We start from the raw sequence: 15,187 nt of genomic DNA on the forward strand, positions 1-15,187 counted from the left end.
AAGGAACGCATTCATGACACTCACTCGCTATGGCGGCGGCGGCAAGGGCGCCGGCGGACAGCCCCTCCCCTTCGCGCGGGCCGTGGAAGCCGACGGCTGGCTCTACGTGTCGGGCCAGGTCGCGATGGAGAACGGCGAGATCGTGCCGGGCGGCATCGTCGAGCAGACCCACCGCACCATGCAGAACGTCATCGCGATTCTCACCGAGGCCGGCTACGGGCTGGAGGACGTGGTGCGCGTCGGCGTATGGCTGGACGATCCCCGCGACTTCTGGAGCTTCAACGGCGTCTACGCCACCTATTTCAAGGACCATCCGCCGGCCCGGGCCTGTGTCCAGTCCTCCATGATGGTGGACTGCAAGGTCGAGATTGACTGCGTGGCCTTCAAGCGGAAATAACCCTTCCGAAGCGAAGAGGTCGGGAATGGACAAGCGCGTGGAGGAGACCGCGAACCGCAGGGCCCGTGGGCTCGAACGGGCGTTCGACATTCTCGACTGTCTGCGCGAGGCGGGGCGCCCGCTTCGCGCCAACGAGATCGCCGTCGCAATGGGCGCGCCGCGCTCCACCATCTACGAGCTTGTCGGCCTGCTTCTGAAGATCGGCATTCTGGAATCGGTCGGCGGCGAAGGCCGCGTCTTTCTCGGCGGCCGCCTGTTTCTCTACGGGCAAGCCTATGGCGATCAGTCCGGCCTGCCGGACCGCGTCGCGGCGCTGCTGGAAGGCATCGTCGCCGAAACGCAGGAAACCGCGCAGTTCTGTCTATTGGACGGCGACAAGTACACGGTCGCTATGATGCGCGAGGGCTCGCGCCCGTTTCGCATCTCCTCCAGCGTCGGCGAACGCACGCCCATTCCCTGGACGGCCTCGGGGCGGCTTCTTCTCGGCCGCATGAGCGAGGCGGAAATCCGTGCCTTCGTGCCGCCCGAGGATTTTCGCCTGCCCTCCGGCGAATGGCTGGACCCGTCCCTCTTCGCGACGGAAGCGCACGAAGCGGTGGCCAGAGGCTACTTCACCTTCGATTCCATCGTAGACAGCTACACACATTGTTTCGCCGTTCCGGTGACGCTGCGGGACGGGACGATTGCGGCGACACTCTGCCTCGTCGCGCCGAAGAACGACGCTCTGCGCAACCATGCCGATTATATCCTGCGCCTCCAGAAAGCGGCCGGTCTGCTCGGCGCGGTCTATGCCGAAGGCGCGAAGCTGCAGCCGCCGACGCCGATCCGGCGCGCCTGAGGGCGGACTCGAGCTTGACACGCGGCTTGATGCGGGCCGTCCGATCCCCGCGTCCATCTCGAGGCCGTCTGCTTTCCAGATGGCTTGAGCAGACCCTCGTTCCGTTGTTCGGAACGCAAGGTAAGACCGGACGAAGAACAGTCTGTGGACATCCGTCGATCGATCTGAGGTGCATTACTGCATCCAAGAGTTGATCGATTCGAGACGCCAAGGCGTTGCCTATTTCTCTGAGGCTTTTGTCTGTTCGCGATCCGCCATGACGGATACCAACATTCCCGATATTTCCGGTCTTCTTCTGTCCCGCGCAACGCGGGCGGTAGAGCTCGTCAGAGCATCGCTCCGCTTCTCAGTTTTCAAGTCCTTACCAATCATTCAAGTTACTTGACAGGAGCGACAAAACGGTCTTTCTGCCCGCTAGAAAGCTCCGGGTTTGCGAACTGGTATAACAAGTCTAGGGTCGATAATGGTCATCAATGGCAGTGATTGGCTCGGACTTAGGCTCGTTTTCAACTACATCGGCCTAAAACAGCGCAAAGCGACGCGGTCTGCACTTCGCAGTTGGATGCACCATGAAAAAGGTCTTGATTTGAGCAAATGCGTCATTTCGACCCCGCGAAATGGATGGCGGCGCGAGTTCAGAACCCTTTCGGAATACTTTGCCAATGCCGGCCTTCTGCGCTATTGGATATGCTCGATTACCAAAAATCGGTATCGACGGCTGATTATCTGAAGCGCGACCGGAAACGATTACGGTGATTTTTAATCACTCCGATTTATCTATTCCCGTCCAACGGACGACCTTTTCAGGAGATGACATGCCTCATCGCGCTTCTCCGCAGCCGTGCGAACGAACGCTGTGGTTCTTGTTGATCGAAACCGCACTGGCCCTTCGGCAAATGACAGAACGCCATTTGAAGGGGAACAGCGTTGGCTTGACGCCGGGTGAGATAAGGACCCTGGATTATGTCATGCGCCATCGGAGCACCCGGCAGGTCGTCCTGGCCGAGCGAATGGGAATCGAGCCCATGACCTTGTCGGTCTATCTCGACCGGCTGGAAGCGTTCGATCTCGTGGAGCGCAAGAAGGACCCGGGCGACCGGCGCCTCAAGCTCGTCGAACCCACCGCCAACGCGGTCAAGGTCGTCGGCGATCTCGAGCCCACGCTGGCGGAGATCTACCGCGTCATGGCCCATGGCATCGATCAGGACGAGTTGACGAAAGTCGCCACCGGGCTGCAGGCGATCCATGCCAATCTGACCAAGCCCCCGGCCGCCGTTCCGATCGCCGCCGGGTTTTGAACCCAGCGGCTGCATCGCCAAGTTTCGGCGGCAAGCTCCCAAGACGTTTCGCATCGCGGCGCGGGTCACGGTGAACGGCATCGACCTTTCGCCCGCTCCTTCCCCGCGTTTGCCGCTTGTCTCTGCTCTCTGCCAAGATCAGCATGGATCGGGCCGACTGGAGACCGGCTGAAATGGGCGAGCTGATCCTGACGACTTTCGACTGGGTGCCGGAACAGCCGCGCGGCTTCGTGCGCGATCTCAGGGTCCGCTGGGCGCTGGAGGAGGCCGGCTTTCCCTACCGAGTCGAAAGCGTGCCCTTTGCCGATCGCTCGCCCGAGCATTTCGCGCAGCAGCCTTTCGGTCAGGTGCCATGGCTGCGCGACGGCGCGCTCTCGATCTTCGAGAGCGGGGCGATCCTTCTTCATATGGCCGAGCGCAGCGAGTCGCTCATGCCGCGCGATCCGCCGGGACGAAGCCGCACGATCGAATGGCTGTTCGCCGCTCTCAACTCGGTCGAGATGGCAAGCCTGCCCTGGGCGCTGGTCCGGTTTTCCGGTGACACCACGCCCTCGCCCGGCCGGGCGCAACTCGACGCCTTCCTCGACATTCGGCTTCGGCATATGGAAACCGTCCTGTCGGAGCGGGACTGGCTGACCCCTCGCTTCGGGGTGGCCGACATTCTGATGGTCGATGTTCTGCGCCTCGTCGATCGGTTCGAAGGGCTCGCCCACCATCCCGCCTGCCGCGCCTATCTCGCCCGAGGAACGGAGCGACCTGCCTTCGCAAAGGCGCTGGCCGACCAGATGGCGCATTTCGCGCTGGCGGACCAGCGGCGCGCGCATCGGCTCTGAGGCCCAAGCGGCACCTTGGCCGGCGAGCGAAGCGCCCAGCGATCCGCTCGCCTTCGTCCCCTGCCAGATCGGCTTCGATCGCACCCATGCCCGGAGGAAGACACCGCGACACGCACCGATCCTTAAGACCCCACAAGTAAGGGTTGGCTGAGAATCAACGAGCGGTGTTCGACGCTTTCGGCGACGAAGGGGCGAAAGCAAGCGGTCAAGCCGGGCCGCGCAATCCGTCGAGCAGGCTCTGGACCCTACACACGCGGGCGAAACCCATGGATTTGCATACGCTTCATGTGTCGAGTGCGCTGACGAATATAACCTGCGGCGTCGTTCTCGCCGTCGCCTGGTGCGTTCGCGAGGAGAAGTCCTATCTCGGCTGGTGGTCCGTGTCCTTCATGCTGTTCGCCGTCGGTCTGCTCTCGCAGATCGAGGGTTCGAATCATCCCGCCATCGGCGCGCTGACCTACACGTTTCTGATCGCTGGAACGCTTCTGATGCTCTCGGGCTTTCGCAGCTTCGACGAAAGGCCAGCCTTTTCCGGCCTCATGCTCGTGTCGCTGCCCCTCCCCCCGATCGTCTATCTCGCGCTTCTCAAACTCCTTCCCGGAACAGACTGGCCGGAGCTCGCCACCTTCGTCGTCAGCTGCCTGATCTCGGTCCAGATTCCCTTCTACGTGCTGACGCAGAACCATGATCGCCTGGCGTTTCGCTGGGTCGCGGGTTCGGCCTTCACCGTGCAGCTGGTCTTCACGGTCACGGTGCTGCTCTGGGGCTCGGCGCTGATCACGCCCGAAAACGTCACGCTCGCCATCTCGCTCAGCGACCAGGTGTGCAGCACGATCGTCATCGCCTGCGTGCTCGGCATGGTGATCGAACGCGACAACCACCGGCTCGACCGGATCGCCCATCAAGACGCGCTGACCGGGTGCCTCAACCGCGCGGGCCTCCTGTCCTACAAGGAAGTCGCCACCGGGCCGCATGGCGTACTGGTGGCCGATTTCGATCATTTCAAGCAGTTGAACGACCAGTACGGCCATGCCGCCGGCGACGAGGCGCTGCGCGTCTTCGTCCGCCGCGCGGACGCCTGCCTGCCGCAGGGCGCCGTGCTCGCCCGCTCCGGCGGGGAGGAGTTCGTGGCCCTTCTGCCAGGGGCATCCACGGCCGAGGCGGAGCGGATCGCGATCGGCCTCAGGGATGCGGTCCGCGCGGGCGGGCTCGAGTTCGAGGGTGCCACTATTCCCTTCACCATCAGCGTCGGCGTGGCCGAGGTGGCGGCGGGCGAGATGATCCGGGCCGGGATCAGGCGGGCCGACGCCGCGCTCTACCAAGCCAAGCGCGACGGGCGGGATCGGGTCGCGGTCTTTGAGGACGCGCCGCCGGCCAAGGATGCGCTCGTCACCGCCTGACGCTGCCAAACCGAACGTTCACGCTGCCCTCCGTCCAGCGTCGCCGACAAAGGATGCCGGAGACGCACCCCGTGCTCCACCAATCCTGGTGCGGCCCCGTTCAAAGCCTCGAAGACGAATTTTGTCGTCGCAAACGCCGAGCTCGCGAATTTGTTAACTGCGACTTTACCACGCAGGCGGATCGTCGTGTGATGCCGCGAGAATCGTCGGTGTTTGTCGAATGGTGCAAGGAACTTTTCGGCGCTTTCGGTTCATTTACGCCCGAAGCTGAGTTCGATCGTATCGTCTGAAACCGGCACCGAGTCTCGATCCGCAACCGGTGCAACTCTAGGATGGCGGGACGCGATTCCGCCGGGCACGAGAAATGGCAGAGGTCAAGCACGTGCTGCAGGAGGAGATCGACGCCGTGGATGCCGAACTGCGGCGGGGCCCGTTCGCGCGCCCGTCCGCAGCCCTGAGGCAGCGCTTCTGGACCTCCCGCCGCGAGGCGCGCCGCCAAGCGAGCTGGTACGGCTACCACCTCTCGGCGCTGGTCTATCTCATATTCTCGCTGCTGGACATCGTGACCTTGCCCGATGTCGCGCCCTACACGGTGGCGGCGCGCTTCGTGGTCGCCGCGACGAGCCTCAGCCTGTTTCGCAGCCTCTACCGGCGCGATGCCTCGCCCGAACGCCTCGATGCTGTCTGTTGCTCCGGCATCGTCGTGGCATTCCTCGGCTGGTTCGTCGCCTCTTCCTTTTCCGCCGACAGCGATGTCGTTGGGTTCTATCGGGTGTTCGGCGCCATCTTCATGATGGGCGCGAATCTCTTCTTCGCGTTCCGCTTTTCCGCCGCGCTCGCCACCAGCACCACGATCCTCGCCGCCGTCCTGGCGACCCATTGGGTCGACGCGCGGACCGACCGCATTTCCGACGTCGCCTATATCGTCTTCTATCTCTCGTGCTTCGCGCTTACCGTCTACGTCAACTTCAAGACGAACCGTGAGCACTACCGCACCTTCCTGAACTCGCACCGGGCGAGCCTTCTGCAACGCGTCAGCGACGACGCGCACGAGGAACTGACCGTCCTGTCCAAGACCGACCCGCTGACGGGCGTCGCCAATCGGCGCGCCATCGACGATCAGCTGAACGAGCGTTGGACCGGCTGGAAGGCGCGGCAGGAGCCCTTCGCCGTCGCGCTGGTGGATGTCGACTTCTTCAAGAACTTCAACGACTGGTACGGGCATGTCCAGGGCGATGCCTGCCTCGTCCGCGTGGCCGAGGTTCTGGCCTCGATCGCCGGTCGGCACCGGGGCCATGTCGGGCGCTATGGCGGTGAGGAGTTCATCCTGGTCGTACCGACCGGCCACTCGCCCGACCCGCAAGGGTTCGGCAACGCGATCTGCGCGGGGATCATCGAAGCGGGCATGGAGCATATCTGTCGGAGGGACGGCGTCGCCGTGGTGACGGTCAGCGTCGGCGTCTCCACCAGCGGCCTCCACGCGCTGGAAACCGTGGAACAACTGGTGCAGCAGGCCGATCAGGCGCTGTACCGCGCCAAGGAGCAGGGCCGCAATCAGGCCTCCGTCTTCAACGCGGGGGATGCCGTTCGCTCCGACGAGACCGAGTTCGTCGCCGGCCTGTTGAAGATCGCGTTGGAGCGCCAGCTCCTGTCTGTCGCCTACCAGCCGATCTACGGCTGCGCGAGCGGGCAGATCGAATCCATGGAATGCCTGATGCGGCTGAGGACGCTGGAGGGCAAGCCGATCCCGCCCCCGACCTTCGTGCCGATCGCCGAGGAGATCGGGCTCATCATTCCGCTCGGCCTCTGGATCATCGAGCGCGTGTGCCGCGAGATCCTGGTGCCCGGCCTTGCGCCGACCGCCAGCGTCAACGTCTCGGCCGTGCAGCTCGGCGTGCCCGGCTTCGCGCTGGAAGTGTCGAAGATCCTGCTGCGCACGGGCGTGCCCGGCCATCGGCTGGTGATCGAGATCACCGAAGGGCTGGACCTCGACCTCGATTCCGACGCGCTGCGCACCATCGCCGACATCAAGGCCCTCGGCGTGAAGCTCTGGCTGGACGATTTCGGCACCGGCTTCGCCGGCCTGTCCTGGCTGCGCCAGATCGCCTTCGACGCCGTGAAGATCGACAAATCCTTCCTTCGAGACATCGACGATCCCGAGGGCCGGCGCTTCCTGATCGACATCGTGTCGCTCATTCGCAACCGGGGCGCGGGGATCATCATGGAAGGGATCGAGACGCCGGCCCATCTCGATTTCGCCCGCGAAAGCGGCGTGGATCAGTTGCAGGGCTATCTCTTAGGCTATCCCGCGCCGCTCTCCACCCTTCTCGCCCATAAGAGCGCTTCCGGCACCGCCTGAGACGGCGGCTCAGCCTCCCTCCGCAGCCGGGGCCGGGGCCGGGGCCGCGAAGAGATGGAGCGCGGCATGTTGCAGGAGCATGATCGTCTTGCCGTCGCGGATCGTGCCGCTCGCGACCATCGCCAGCGCCTCCTCGATGCCGAGTTCCATCACCGCGATGTCCTCCCCCTCCTCCGCGATGCCGCCGCCCTGCGAGGCGCGGTCGCCCGGCTCGTAGGCGCCGACGAAGAAGTGCAGCCGCTCCGTTACCGAGCCCGGACTCATGAAGGCGTCGAAGACCTCGCGCACCTCACGGACCCGGAACCCAGTTTCCTCCTCCACCTCGGCGCGGATGCGCGCTTCCGGCTCGGCCCGGTCGAGCAGCCCGGCGGGCGCCTCGATCAGGAGGTCGTCATGCCCGTTGACGAAGGCGGGGTAGCGGAACTGGCGGGTGAGAACCACCGTACGCCGGCTCGGATCGTAGAGGAGGATGGTCGCCCCGTTGCCCCGGTCGTAGGTCTCGCGGGACTGATGCTGCCACGTTCCGTCGCTGCGTTGGAAATGGAAGCGCGTCTTTCGCAGGACGTACCAGTCGTCCGACAGGACGGTCACGTCCTCGACGCGGATGCGATGGGCAATGCTCATGACGAATTCTCCAGGGCACGGCTCTCCAGCCAACGCACTGGACCATTCGTGCAATTTCGTGCAGAGTCAAGACGATTCGTGCAATGGGAGAAACCATGCTGACGTCGGAGCGCAAGGCGCTGATCCAGGAAGTTCTGCGCCGCGACGGCCGTCTGGTGGCGAAAAGCTTCGCGCAGCAGCTCGGCCTCTCCGAGGACACGATCCGCCGCGACCTGCGCGAGCTGGCCGGCGAGGGTCTGCTGCAAAGGGTGCATGGCGGCGCGCTGCCCGCCTCGCCGGCGGTCGCGGATTTTTCCGTGCGCGCCGAGGCCGGCTCGGCGGTCAAGCAGGCGCTCGGGCGGGCCGGGGCGCGGCTGATCCAGCCCGGGCAGATCGTGTTTCTGGATGGCGGCACGACGAATGTCCAACTGGCGCGCGCGCTCCCCCCCGACATTAAGCTGACGGTGGTGACGCACAGCCCCAGCATTGCGGTGGAACTGACGCGCCATCCGCTGGTGGAGGTCGAGCTGATCGGGGGTCGCCTGTTCAAGCACTCCGTCGTCACGCTCGGCTCCGCGAGCGCCGAGGCGATCGCGCGCATCCGGGTGGACCTTTATTTCATGGGCGTGACGGGCCTTCATCCCGAAACGGGCGCGACCACGGGCGATGGCGAGGAGGCCGCGCACAAGCGGCTGATCAGCCGCCAGTCGGCCGAGACGATCGTGCTCGCCGCGGGCGAAAAGCTCGGCGCGGCCTCGCCCTATGCCATCGTGCCGCTGGCGGAGATCACGACGCTCGTTACCGAAGCCGGGCTCCCACCGGAAACGCTGTCGCCCTTGCGCGCGGCGGGGCTCGACATCGTGGAGGGCTGAACGCTCGCGCTTTCCGGCGGAGTTTCGAAAACGGTCCCATTCCGTTGGCCGGGAGCAAAGGGCGTGAGCCGGAGCAGCGCGCCTGCCCGGCGGTCGGGCCGGGTCTCGCTGCGGCGGAATGCGACAAACCCCCGTCGCCAATAGCCAGGCTTTGCGACTTGATGCTATGGGGCGGGCTGCGCGAGGTCGCTGCGTCCTGCGACGCCGCTCAAATGAAGATGTCACGAGATGATCGAGCCTCAGCCTTTCCTGCGGGACGGCGGCGAGATGGGCAGGCGGATGCGAGACCATGACTGGTCGACCTCGCCGCTCGGCCCGCCCGAGACCTGGCCCCGCTCGCTCGGCTCGGTCGTGGCGCTCATGCTCGGCTCGAAATTCCCGATGTTTCTGGCCTGGGGGCCGGAGCTCGGCTTTCTCTACAACGACGCCTATTCCGAAATCCTCGGCGCCCGGCATCCCGCGGCGCTGGGGCGGCCGTTCCAGGAGATCTGGAGCGAGATCTGGGCCGACATCCTGCCTCTCATCGAGAAGGCGCTCGACGGCGAGGCGAGCTGGCTGGAAAATCTGCCCCTCACCCTGCGCCGCAACGGCTACGAGGAGGAGACCTATTTCACCTTCTCCTACTCCCCGGCCTTCGGGGACGGGGGCGAGGTCGTCGGCATGTTCTGCGCCTGCACGGAAACCACGCGCCAGGTTCTGGCCGAGCGCGGGCAGGCGCGCGAGCGCGAGCGCCAGCACCTGATGCTGCGGCAGATGCCGGGCTTTTCCGCAATTCTGGAAGGTCCCGAGCACCGCTTCCAATATGGCAACGAAGCCTTCGGCAAGCTCGTCGGCGAGCGCGAGGTCGAGGGCCGCACGATGCGCGAGGCCTTTCCCGAATTCGCTGATCAAGGCTATTTCGAGCTTCTGGACGAGGTCTTCGCCCGCGCGGAGCCCTTCGCCGCCCATGGCAAGCCACTCCGCCTCGCGCGCGAGGGCGGCGAGCGGTTCGTGGATCTCGTGCTCGATCCGATCCGGGACGATGCCGGGGCGGTCCGCGGCCTCTTCCTCGGCGGCTACGACGTGACCGACCGGGTGCGGGCCGACCGGCACCGCGAGGCGCTGATGCGGCTGGAAGAGCGGCTGCGGGACGTGCCGACGCCGGCGGGCCTGACGCTGGCGGCGACCGAACTCCTAGGCGAAACGCTGAACTGCGCGCGCGTCGGCTACGGCACGATCCATGCCGCGAGCGGGACGATCGCCGTCGACCGGCATTGGACCGCCCCGGGCTTCGAGAGCCTCGCCGGCCTGCACCGGTTCGAGGAATACGGCTCCTATATCGAGGACATCCGCCTTGGCCGGGCGGTGGCCAACGCGGATGTGGAGCGCGATCCCCGCACCGCCGAACGCGCCGAAGCCTTCCGCGCCATTCGCGTGCGCGCCTTTCTCGACGTTCCCGTGATGGAGCAGGGGCAGGCGACGGCGCAGCTCTTCGTGCATTCCGCCGCGCCCCGGCGCTGGAGCGAGGCCGAGATCGCCTTCGTGCGCGATTTCGCCGAGCGCACCCATGCCGCGATCGCCCGCCGGCTGGCGGAGCAGGAGCTGCGCGACGGCCGGGCGCGGCTGGGCACGGCGCTCGCCGTCTCGCGCCTCGGCACCTACGAATGGGATCTCACGACCGACATCATCGCCATGGACGAGACCGCCGGGCGGTTCTTCGGTTTCCCGCCCGGCGAGGAAGTGACGCTTCTCGACGTGAGGGACCGTGTCGACCCGCGCGACCTCGAGCGCATCACCACCGTCATCCAATCGCTTCGCGATAGCACGGCGCGGTTGGAGATCGAATATCGTCTTCGGCTGCCGGACGGCACGGGCCGAACGCTGGTGAGCACGAGCGACGCCGTGCCGGGCGCGGACGGCGAAGCCGACCGGCGGATCGGCGTGTTTCAGGATGTCACGGCGCGGCGGCGCTCCGAGGTGCGGCGGGACGCGCTGGTCGAGCTCGGCAACGTCATCCGCGACCTCGACCGCCCGTCCGAGCTGGTCCACGCCGCCGCCGCGATCCTGGGCGCGGCGCTGGATGTCGGCCGCGTCGGCTATGGCACGGTGGACCACGACAGCGAGACGATGCTGATCGAGCGCGAATGGACGGCGCCCGATGTCGTCTCCATCTCGGGGTCCGTCGTCTTGCGCCACTACGGCACCTTCGTGGACGAGCTGAAGCGCGGGCAGGCGACGGTGATCGCCGACACCCGCCTCGATCCGCGCACGTCCGCCGCCGGAGCAGAGCTGGAAGAGATCGGCGCCACGGCTTTGGTCAACGTGCCCGTGATCGAGCGGGGCCGGCTGGCCGCGCTTCTTTATGTCAACGACGCCGCCGCGCGGCAGTGGAGCGGCGACGATCTCGATCTCGTCCGCGAGTTCGCCGAGCGCCTGCGCGCCGCCTTAGAGCGAAGCCGCACGGCCGAGGCGCTTCGGGCGAGCGAGGGGCGCCTGCGCGAGTTGAACGAGCGGCTGGAAAGCGAAGTCGCGCAGCGCACCGACGAGCGCGACCAGCTTTGGACCCTGTCGGAAGACATGCTGGCCCGCGCCGATCTTTCCGGCATGATGACGGCAGTGAGCCCGGCTTGGACGCGGGTGCTGGGATGGAGCGAGGCCGAGCTTCTGGCCCGGCCCTATGCCAGCTTCATGCACCCCGACGACGAGGGGCCGACGCTGGCGGGCCTCGCCCGCATGGGCGAGACGAAGCGGCCGACGCGCTTCGAGAACCGCATCGCCACCACGGACGGCGGCTGGAAGCCGATCGAATGGACCGTAGCGCCGGAGGAGGACGGCGTGAACTTCATCGCCGTCGGGCGCGATCTCAGCGCCGTGAAGGCGCAGGAGGCCGAGCTCGAAGCGGCGCAGGAGGCGCTGCGCCAGAGCCAAAAGATGGAGGCCGTGGGTCAGCTCACCGGCGGCATCGCGCACGATTTCAACAATCTGCTGGCTGGCATCTCGGGCTCGCTGGAAATGATGCAGACTCGCATCGGTCAGGGGCGCGTGGACGAGATCGAGCGCTACATGCAGGGCGCCCAGGGCGCCGCCAAGCGCGCGGCCGCGCTCACCCATCGCCTGCTCGCCTTCTCGCGCCGGCAGACGCTGGCGCCCAAGCCCACCGACGTGAACCGCCTCGTGGCCGAAATGGAAGAGCTGATCCAGCGCACCGTGGGACCGGGCATCACCGTGGAAACGGTTGGCAAGCCCGATCTCTGGTCGACCCTCGTGGACCCGCCGCAGCTCGAAAACGCCCTTCTGAACCTCTGCATCAACGCGCGCGACGCCATGCCGGACGGCGGCAAGCTGACTATCGAGACCAACAATGTCTGGCTGGACCAGCGCGCCGGGCGCGAGCAGGACCTCGACGCCGGCCCCTATGTCACGATGTGCGTCACCGACACGGGAACCGGCATGGCGCCGGACGTCATCGAGCGCGCCTTCGACCCGTTCTTCACCACCAAGCCGATCGGCCTCGGCACGGGCCTCGGCCTGTCCATGATCTACGGTTTCGCGCGTCAGTCCGGCGGGCAGGTCCGCATCACGTCCGAACTCGGCCGGGGCACCACGCTCTGCATCTACCTCCCCCGCCATCACGGCGCGGAGGAAGCCGCCGCTGCCCCGCCTCAGGCCCCGTCCGCGATCGAGCCGGTCGGCGCGGGCGAGACGGTTCTGGTGATCGACGACGAGCCGCTGGTGCGCATGCTCGTGGTCGATGTCTTGGAAGACCTCGGCTACACCGCGATCGAGGCCGGCGACGGGCCGGAAGGGTTGAAGGTGCTTCGCTCCGACCAGCGGATCGACCTTCTCGTCACAGATGTCGGCTTGCCCAACGGCATGAACGGCCGACAGGTGGCGGACGCTGCGCGCGAACTGCGCCCCGGCCTCAAGGTCCTGTTCGTGACCGGCTATGCCGAAAACGCCGTGCTCGGCCAGGGCAACCTGGAGGCAGGCATGCAGGTCGTCACCAAGCCCTTCGACATGCGCGCGCTCGCCGATCGCATCCGATCGATGATCAAGGATTAGGGGACGCCGGGCACCTCGTTCGCGGGGCGCGGCATGATCCACGCCCGATCGCCCGTCGACCCCACCCCGATTACGGGATGAGGTTCCACTTCCAGCGCTGCTCGAAGGGCAGGTCCTTCATGCGCGCGCGGCGCTGGGCAACGCGGCTTTGCATGCGGCGGGCGGGCGCGTCGATGGGGAGCCTCGGCGTCTCCTGCACCAAGGCGGCGCTGGCCTCGGCCGGTTCGTCCCATTCGAACGCGTCGGGTTCGGCCTCGTCAATGGAGACCGGCGGCGGCGCATGCACGGGCTCGGGCGCGTCGGTGCGTTCGACCTTGCGGGGTTTGCGCGCCTTGGTCCGCACCGGCAGCTCGGGCTCGGAAGTTTCCTCGATCTCGGTAGCGGGAAGGCTTTCCTCTCTCGCCTGCAGGATGCGGGTTTCGAGAATGCGGGGAGAGCGCCCCTTGGCCTCGCCGCCGCCTTTGCGTGGGCGCGGCGCGACGTCCGCGCTGGCGGCCGGCTCATCCGTCTCGGCGCCGGCATTGGCGCGGAGCAGATCCTTCATCTCGTCGCTGAGGGCGCCGGTCCAGATGGAGGTGGAGGCCGCCTTGTTCAATTTCGACCGACGCTTGTGTTCGACCGCGAAGGGCCCAATCGTACGCTTCATGAAGCCAGTATCATATCGCTGAAAAGAGAAACGTCCGCTGTTGATCTCGACTGCGGCCCGGATGGCGCGATCATGCCATTTGCCATCATCCAGCGCAAACGACTTGAGACAACTGCTTTATCACACCATCGAGGCGAGATCACTTCCCTCAACACGCGAAACGACTCCCGTATCACCCGCGCGAAACTTGAGCGGCGGCCGGCACTTCGGCAGGGATCGACGCTATTCGCCTCGCTTGCGCGGCCCACCTGGGAGGTGAGGTTGCCCCCAGAAACCTTTTGGTAAGCGGAACAGACCGATGGTCGCGGGCGGGTTTTGTTTGTAAACCGTGTGACAGCGAGAGACGGCGGGGAGCGGCGCTTGATGGCAACGGACAAACCGCGTCAGATCGACCTCTTCAGCTTCAGTCCCGCGCTGCCGCCCGTTCGAAAGCCCGCGCCGCGCGCCGGGCGAGGCGCATCGGCCCGCGCGCCGGAGGCCTTAAACGAGGAGGCGCTGGCGGCGCGGCTGGAGGAAACCGGCCGTTACCGCGTGCTGCGCAAGCTCGAGCCGCGCCCCGTCCTGCCCAATCGCTGGCCGCCGGCCAACCGCGTGCCCGGTGGCTGGCCTCGCCTCGGCATCATTCTGGACACCGAGACCACCGGCCTCGACCATGCCGAGCACGAGGTGATCGAGCTAGGCATGGTGGCCTTCACCTATGACGAGGCGGGCGTGCGGGACGTGGTCGGCGTCTTTTCCGCCCTGCAGGCGCCCTCCAAACCCATCACGGCCGAGATCACCCGCATCACCGGCATCACCGACGAGATGGTGGCGGGTCAGCACATCGACCTCGACGCGGTACGGCGCTTCGTGGAGCCGGCCGATCTCGTGATCGCCCATAATGCAAGGTTCGACCGGCCCTTCTGCGAGAAGCTGACGCCCGGTTTCGAGGTCAAGCCCTGGGCCTGCTCGGTCGCCGAGGTAGACTGGGTGTCGCTCGGCTTCGAAGGCAGCAAGCTTGGCTATCTCGTCGGCCAGTCCGGCTATTTCCACAATGGCCACCGCGCAGTGGACGACTGCCACGCCCTTTTGGAAGTGCTCTGCCAGGCGCCGAAGACCGCCGCCCTGCCCGCCTTCGGGCAGTTGATCGCCTCGGCCGCGCGCACCCGCCTTCGCATCCACGCGCTCGGCTCGCCCTTCCACACGAAGGACGTTTTGAAGGCGCGCGGCTATCGCTGGAGCGACGGGATGGGCGGCAAGCCCAAGGCCTGGTGGCGCGAGGTTGGGGAAGACGGGTTCGAGGAGGAGGTCCGCTTTCTCGAACAGGACATCTATGGCGGCGCCATGAACGCGCATGTCGAGCGGCTGACGGCCTGCGAGCGGTTCAAGGCCTGACGGACCTCCCATCGCTTAACATCGCCGGGCGCTGCCCGGCTTGACCCCCTGCCCCGCTTCGTTCCATCACGAGGCGAAAGCCCGGGCGGGAGGCGCCCGCTCGGCGAACGGAACCGCAAGACACATGGCACGCAAGAACCGGGACGAAAGCTGGCTGGCGGACGAGGAAGCGGAGCGCGCGCCGCCGGAGCCCTGCTGGCTCTGCGGCCGCCCGCTGGGCAAGACGGTGGATCGCTTCCACCCGATCCCCAAGAGCCGGGGCGGCAAGGACACCGTTCCCGTCCACCCGATCTGCCGCGAGACGATCGACGCCAATTTCACCGCCAGCGAACTCGTGCGCCACGCCGAAAGCGGCACGCCGCTGACCGACAACGAGACCGTCGCGCGCTTCGTGAAATGGGTCTCCGGCAAGCCGGCGGACTTCCACTCCGCCACCAAGACGGGGCGTTAAGCCGCAGGGACCTACACCGCCACAACTCGAAAGAGGCGGCGCTTCCGGATTCCATCGCGGGCGCGCACAACCCAA

12 protein-coding genes are annotated in these 15,187 nt (G+C 66.3%); 10 read left to right on the forward strand and 2 right to left on the reverse strand.

Annotated elements, in window-relative coordinates:
* The first annotated feature begins 13 nt into the window (after nucleotides 1-13).
* From M673_RS20900 to M673_RS20925, 6 genes are all read left to right on the forward strand, one after another.
* The gene (locus M673_RS20900) at nucleotides 14-397 is read left to right on the forward strand and encodes a RidA family protein (RefSeq protein ID WP_061978644.1); all 384 of its coding nucleotides are present in this window, start codon (nucleotides 14-16) and stop codon (nucleotides 395-397) included.
* A gap of 25 nt (nucleotides 398-422) precedes the next feature.
* Nucleotides 423-1,235 (forward strand): IclR family transcriptional regulator, encoded by an 813-nt coding sequence (locus M673_RS20905; protein ID WP_061978645.1) that lies wholly within the window; start codon nucleotides 423-425, stop codon nucleotides 1,233-1,235.
* An 896-nt stretch (nucleotides 1,236-2,131) separates the two neighbouring features.
* Nucleotides 2,132-2,533 carry a MarR family winged helix-turn-helix transcriptional regulator gene (locus M673_RS20910; RefSeq protein ID WP_148640216.1) on the forward strand — a complete coding sequence of 134 codons (402 nt, stop codon included), beginning with the start codon at nucleotides 2,132-2,134 and terminating at the stop codon, nucleotides 2,531-2,533.
* A gap of 173 nt (nucleotides 2,534-2,706) precedes the next feature.
* Nucleotides 2,707-3,366, forward strand: a complete 660-nt coding sequence (locus M673_RS20915; protein ID WP_061978647.1) for a glutathione S-transferase family protein — start codon at nucleotides 2,707-2,709, stop codon at nucleotides 3,364-3,366.
* A gap of 266 nt (nucleotides 3,367-3,632) precedes the next feature.
* The gene (locus tag M673_RS20920) at nucleotides 3,633-4,766 is read left to right on the forward strand and encodes a GGDEF domain-containing protein (protein WP_061978648.1); all 1,134 of its coding nucleotides are present in this window, start codon (nucleotides 3,633-3,635) and stop codon (nucleotides 4,764-4,766) included.
* A gap of 364 nt (nucleotides 4,767-5,130) precedes the next feature.
* Entirely contained in the window at nucleotides 5,131-7,125 is a 1,995-nt protein-coding gene (locus tag M673_RS20925; protein WP_061978649.1) for a putative bifunctional diguanylate cyclase/phosphodiesterase, read from the forward strand.
* A 9-nt stretch (nucleotides 7,126-7,134) separates the two neighbouring features.
* Here M673_RS20925 and M673_RS20930 read toward each other — a convergent pair whose 3' ends face one another.
* Nucleotides 7,135-7,749, reverse strand: coding sequence for an NUDIX domain-containing protein (locus M673_RS20930; RefSeq protein WP_061978650.1), 615 nt, complete (start codon nucleotides 7,747-7,749; stop codon nucleotides 7,135-7,137).
* Nucleotides 7,750-7,844: 95 nt separating this feature from the next.
* On the opposite strand from M673_RS20930, the gene M673_RS20935 reads away from it, so the two are divergent.
* Together M673_RS20935 and M673_RS25000 are read left to right on the forward strand one after the other, a co-directional pair.
* On the forward strand, nucleotides 7,845-8,600 hold the full coding sequence (locus tag M673_RS20935) for a DeoR/GlpR family DNA-binding transcription regulator (RefSeq protein WP_061978651.1): 756 nt from the start codon (nucleotides 7,845-7,847) through the stop codon (nucleotides 8,598-8,600).
* 228 nt (nucleotides 8,601-8,828) lie between these two features.
* Entirely contained in the window at nucleotides 8,829-12,641 is a 3,813-nt protein-coding gene (locus M673_RS25000; protein ID WP_061978652.1) for a PAS domain-containing protein, read from the forward strand.
* A gap of 70 nt (nucleotides 12,642-12,711) precedes the next feature.
* Here M673_RS25000 and M673_RS20945 read toward each other — a convergent pair whose 3' ends face one another.
* Nucleotides 12,712-13,287, reverse strand: coding sequence for a hypothetical protein (locus tag M673_RS20945; RefSeq protein WP_061978653.1), 576 nt, complete (start codon nucleotides 13,285-13,287; stop codon nucleotides 12,712-12,714).
* Nucleotides 13,288-13,650: 363 nt separating this feature from the next.
* On the opposite strand from M673_RS20945, the gene M673_RS20950 reads away from it, so the two are divergent.
* Both M673_RS20950 and M673_RS20955 read left to right on the forward strand, forming a co-directional pair.
* Entirely contained in the window at nucleotides 13,651-14,661 is a 1,011-nt protein-coding gene (locus tag M673_RS20950) for a 3'-5' exonuclease (RefSeq protein ID WP_061978654.1), read from the forward strand.
* Between the two features lie 124 nt (nucleotides 14,662-14,785).
* Nucleotides 14,786-15,112 carry an HNH endonuclease gene (locus M673_RS20955; RefSeq protein WP_061978655.1) on the forward strand — a complete coding sequence of 109 codons (327 nt, stop codon included), beginning with the start codon at nucleotides 14,786-14,788 and terminating at the stop codon, nucleotides 15,110-15,112.
* Nucleotides 15,113-15,187 lie beyond the last annotated feature (75 nt).

The sequence above is a fragment of the Aureimonas sp. AU20 genome (assembly GCF_001442755.1).
Classification (GTDB): domain Bacteria; phylum Pseudomonadota; class Alphaproteobacteria; order Rhizobiales; family Rhizobiaceae; genus Aureimonas.

Coding starts and splice junctions, on each gene's coding strand:
- M673_RS20930 (WP_061978650.1), bottom strand. CDS start 7,749: ATGAGCATTGCCCATCGCATCCGCGTCGAGGACGTGACCGTCCTGTCG.
- M673_RS20915 (WP_061978647.1), top strand. CDS start 2,707: ATGGGCGAGCTGATCCTGACGACTTTCGACTGGGTGCCGGAACAGCCG.
- M673_RS20925 (WP_061978649.1), top strand. CDS start 5,131: ATGGCAGAGGTCAAGCACGTGCTGCAGGAGGAGATCGACGCCGTGGAT.
- M673_RS20905 (WP_061978645.1), top strand. CDS start 423: ATGGACAAGCGCGTGGAGGAGACCGCGAACCGCAGGGCCCGTGGGCTC.
- M673_RS25000 (WP_061978652.1), top strand. CDS start 8,829: ATGATCGAGCCTCAGCCTTTCCTGCGGGACGGCGGCGAGATGGGCAGG.
- M673_RS20945 (WP_061978653.1), bottom strand. CDS start 13,287: ATGAAGCGTACGATTGGGCCCTTCGCGGTCGAACACAAGCGTCGGTCG.
- M673_RS20955 (WP_061978655.1), top strand. CDS start 14,786: ATGGCACGCAAGAACCGGGACGAAAGCTGGCTGGCGGACGAGGAAGCG.
- M673_RS20935 (WP_061978651.1), top strand. CDS start 7,845: ATGCTGACGTCGGAGCGCAAGGCGCTGATCCAGGAAGTTCTGCGCCGC.
- M673_RS20950 (WP_061978654.1), top strand. CDS start 13,651: ATGGCAACGGACAAACCGCGTCAGATCGACCTCTTCAGCTTCAGTCCC.
- M673_RS20910 (WP_148640216.1), top strand. CDS start 2,132: ATGACAGAACGCCATTTGAAGGGGAACAGCGTTGGCTTGACGCCGGGT.
- M673_RS20920 (WP_061978648.1), top strand. CDS start 3,633: ATGGATTTGCATACGCTTCATGTGTCGAGTGCGCTGACGAATATAACC.
- M673_RS20900 (WP_061978644.1), top strand. CDS start 14: ATGACACTCACTCGCTATGGCGGCGGCGGCAAGGGCGCCGGCGGACAG.